Below are 2,353 nucleotides of genomic sequence, written 5' to 3' on the forward strand. Positions count from 1 at the left end.
CGGAAGCCGGGGCGCGCCACCAGGCGCGGAGCTGGCCGCTACGCGGCAGCGGCGGAGAGGGGAATTTGATGGACGACATGGACCGCGAATTTTACCAGATGCGATCTGCCGGCCGCTGCAGGGGGGAAACGGACTATCCCCTCCGCAAAACAGCAGCACCGCGGTTTTGCAGGGCAACGCTGCGGAAGGGGAGCGGAGACGGAGGAGGGTTGGGAAAAACGGCAGGACCGCCGTTTTCGCGGCGAGGCTGCCGAACGGTGAGGCACGTGGATATGCGTCATGAAAAAACGGCAGGATCGCCGTTTTTCACGGCAAAGCCGCCAACGGTGACGCACAGGGATGTGCGTCATGAAAAAAGGCGCCCCTTGTGGGAGCGCCTGTTGTCTGCAAGGAGGTTGAAGCGCCTCAGTTGGCTAGTTCCAGCACCATCCGCACCAGTCCCGGGGCGCCGGTGGGATGCGGCACCTGCTTGAAGCCCAGCGAGGCGGCCAGCTGCTGCATCGGCTCGTTGTCCTGGGCGATATCGCCGTACATGCGGTCCAGATACTTGCCGCGCGCCCACTTCACCAGCTTGCGCATCAGCTGGCGGCCCAGGCCCTGGCCGGCGAGGAAGCGGCTGACCAGGATCGCGTACTCGGCATCCCGGGTGCCGGGAATGATCGAGGCCCGCGCCACCGCGCCGACCACCGCTTCGCCGGGCGGCAGCGGTTCGGCGGCGACCAGCGAGATCTCGGTCTTGGGATTGGGGTGGGTCAGGCGCTGGGCGGTTTCGTCGGAAAGGGATTCGACCGACTGCAGGAACCGGTCACGCACTTCCTCCGGTCCAAACAGCTCAAATGCCCCCTGCAGCGGCGGGCCGTCTTCCGGCCGGATGGGGCGGATCAGCAGTTCCCGGCCACTGGGGGCTTTGAAGTTTTCATGCCACGGGGGCATGCGGTTGCGGGTCGCCATGACTACGTTTCCTCGAAAGTCCGCTGATTCTGGCACCGGTCGTGCGAAATTCTGTGAACATTGTTGAACGCGGGGTCATGGCCGGGAACGGCCGTTGCCTACTCGGCCGTTTTGAGCCACTCCAGACGGGTCGAGGCCCCTGGTTCGCCCAGATGTTTCTTCAGCACCGGCATCGCCGGCGCCAGCACCCGGTCGAACTGCCACGGCGGATTGAGCAGCAGCATACCGCTGCCGTTCAGACGCAGCGGCGAGTCGTCCGGACGCACCAGGAATTCGGCCAGCAGCGCCGATTTGATCGGCAACGCGGCGGCTTTGCGGAAGAAATGCAGGATGCTGCGGCGCTGCTTGATCGGAAACCAGACCGCGCAGGTGGCCTGCGGCCAGCGGGCCAGGGTTTCGCTCAATGCCGCCAGGATACGCGGGTATTCGGCGTCCTGGGCCTCGTAGGGCGGATCGATCAGGACCAGCCCGCGCCCGATCTTCACACCATTGACCTTGGGCGGCAGCAGCGAGCGGATCTGCGCGTAGCCATCGCCGGGGTGCACGCCGACGCGGCTGTCGCGGGCGAACAGCGCCTTGAGCGCGGCGGCCTCCTCTTCCTGCAGCTCGCAGGCGGCCAGACGGTCCTGCGGACGCAGGGCCTGGGCGGTGAGCAGCGGTGAGCCGGGGTAGGTGATCAGCGCGCCGACCGGGTTGTCGGCCTGCACCGCTTTCAGATAGCGCTCGACCACGTCGGGCAGCGTGGGCTGGGCCATCAGCTTCATTACGCCATCGTCGATCTCGGCGGTCTTGCGGCTTTCCTCGCTGGACAGCAGATAGCGGCCGCGCCCGGCATGGGTGTCCAGCACGAAGAACGGGCTGTCCTTGCGCTTGAAGGAATCGATCAGCGCAAGCAGCGTGATGTGTTTGAGCACGTCGGCATGGTTGCCGGCATGGAAGGCGTGGCGGTAATTCATCGGCGAAGTGTACGGCGCGGGGGAGGTGGCGGCTATGCTGGGCACATGTCCGACCAGCCTGCCCGGGTCCTCGTCGTCGAAGACGAGGCTGCCATCGCCGATACATTGTTATATGCCCTGCACAGCGAGGGCTATCTGGCCAGTCACTGCACGCTGGGGCGGGAGGCACTGGCGCAGCTGCGGGCTGGCGAGGCCGACGTGGTGGTGCTGGATGTGGGGCTGCCGGATATCGGCGGCTTCGAGGTGTGCCGTCAGCTGCGCACCTTCAGCCAGGTGCCGGTGATCTTCCTGACCGCGCGCAATGACGAGTTCGACCGGGTGCTGGGGCTGGAGCTGGGCGCCGATGACTACGTGGCCAAGCCGTTCTCGCCGCGTGAACTGGTGGCGCGGGTACGGGCCCGGCTGCGCCGGGCGGGGCCGGCGGTGGCGGCGACCGAGACGTCGGG

3 protein-coding genes are annotated in these 2,353 nt (G+C 66.7%); 1 reads left to right on the forward strand and 2 read right to left on the reverse strand.

The window, feature by feature from the left end:
• Nucleotides 1–405: 405 nt before the first annotated feature.
• Nucleotides 406–951, reverse strand: coding sequence for a GNAT family N-acetyltransferase (locus JCM9942_RS14235; RefSeq protein ID WP_054660495.1), 546 nt, complete (start codon nt 949–951; stop codon nt 406–408).
• 98 nt (nt 952–1,049) lie between these two features.
• Nucleotides 1,050–1,907: a 23S rRNA (adenine(2030)-N(6))-methyltransferase RlmJ gene (locus tag JCM9942_RS14240; protein ID WP_054660497.1), complete on the reverse strand. Its 858-nt coding sequence runs from the start codon at nt 1,905–1,907 to the stop codon at nt 1,050–1,052.
• 45 nt (nt 1,908–1,952) lie between these two features.
• Here JCM9942_RS14240 and JCM9942_RS14245 point away from each other — a divergent pair.
• Nucleotides 1,953–2,353 (forward strand): response regulator (locus tag JCM9942_RS14245; RefSeq protein WP_157722949.1); only part of this gene is annotated, 401 nt, incomplete at its 3' end.

It is taken from the genome of Stenotrophomonas pictorum JCM 9942 (genome assembly GCF_001310775.1).
GTDB lineage: Bacteria > Pseudomonadota > Gammaproteobacteria > Xanthomonadales > Xanthomonadaceae > Stenotrophomonas > Stenotrophomonas pictorum.

What these genes read in the sequence shown, in the direction of transcription:
- JCM9942_RS14235 (WP_054660495.1), bottom strand. Translation starts at nt 951, where the DNA reads ATGGCGACCCGCAACCGCATGCCCCCGTGGCATGAAAACTTCAAAGCC.
- JCM9942_RS14240 (WP_054660497.1), bottom strand. Translation starts at nt 1,907, where the DNA reads ATGAATTACCGCCACGCCTTCCATGCCGGCAACCATGCCGACGTGCTC.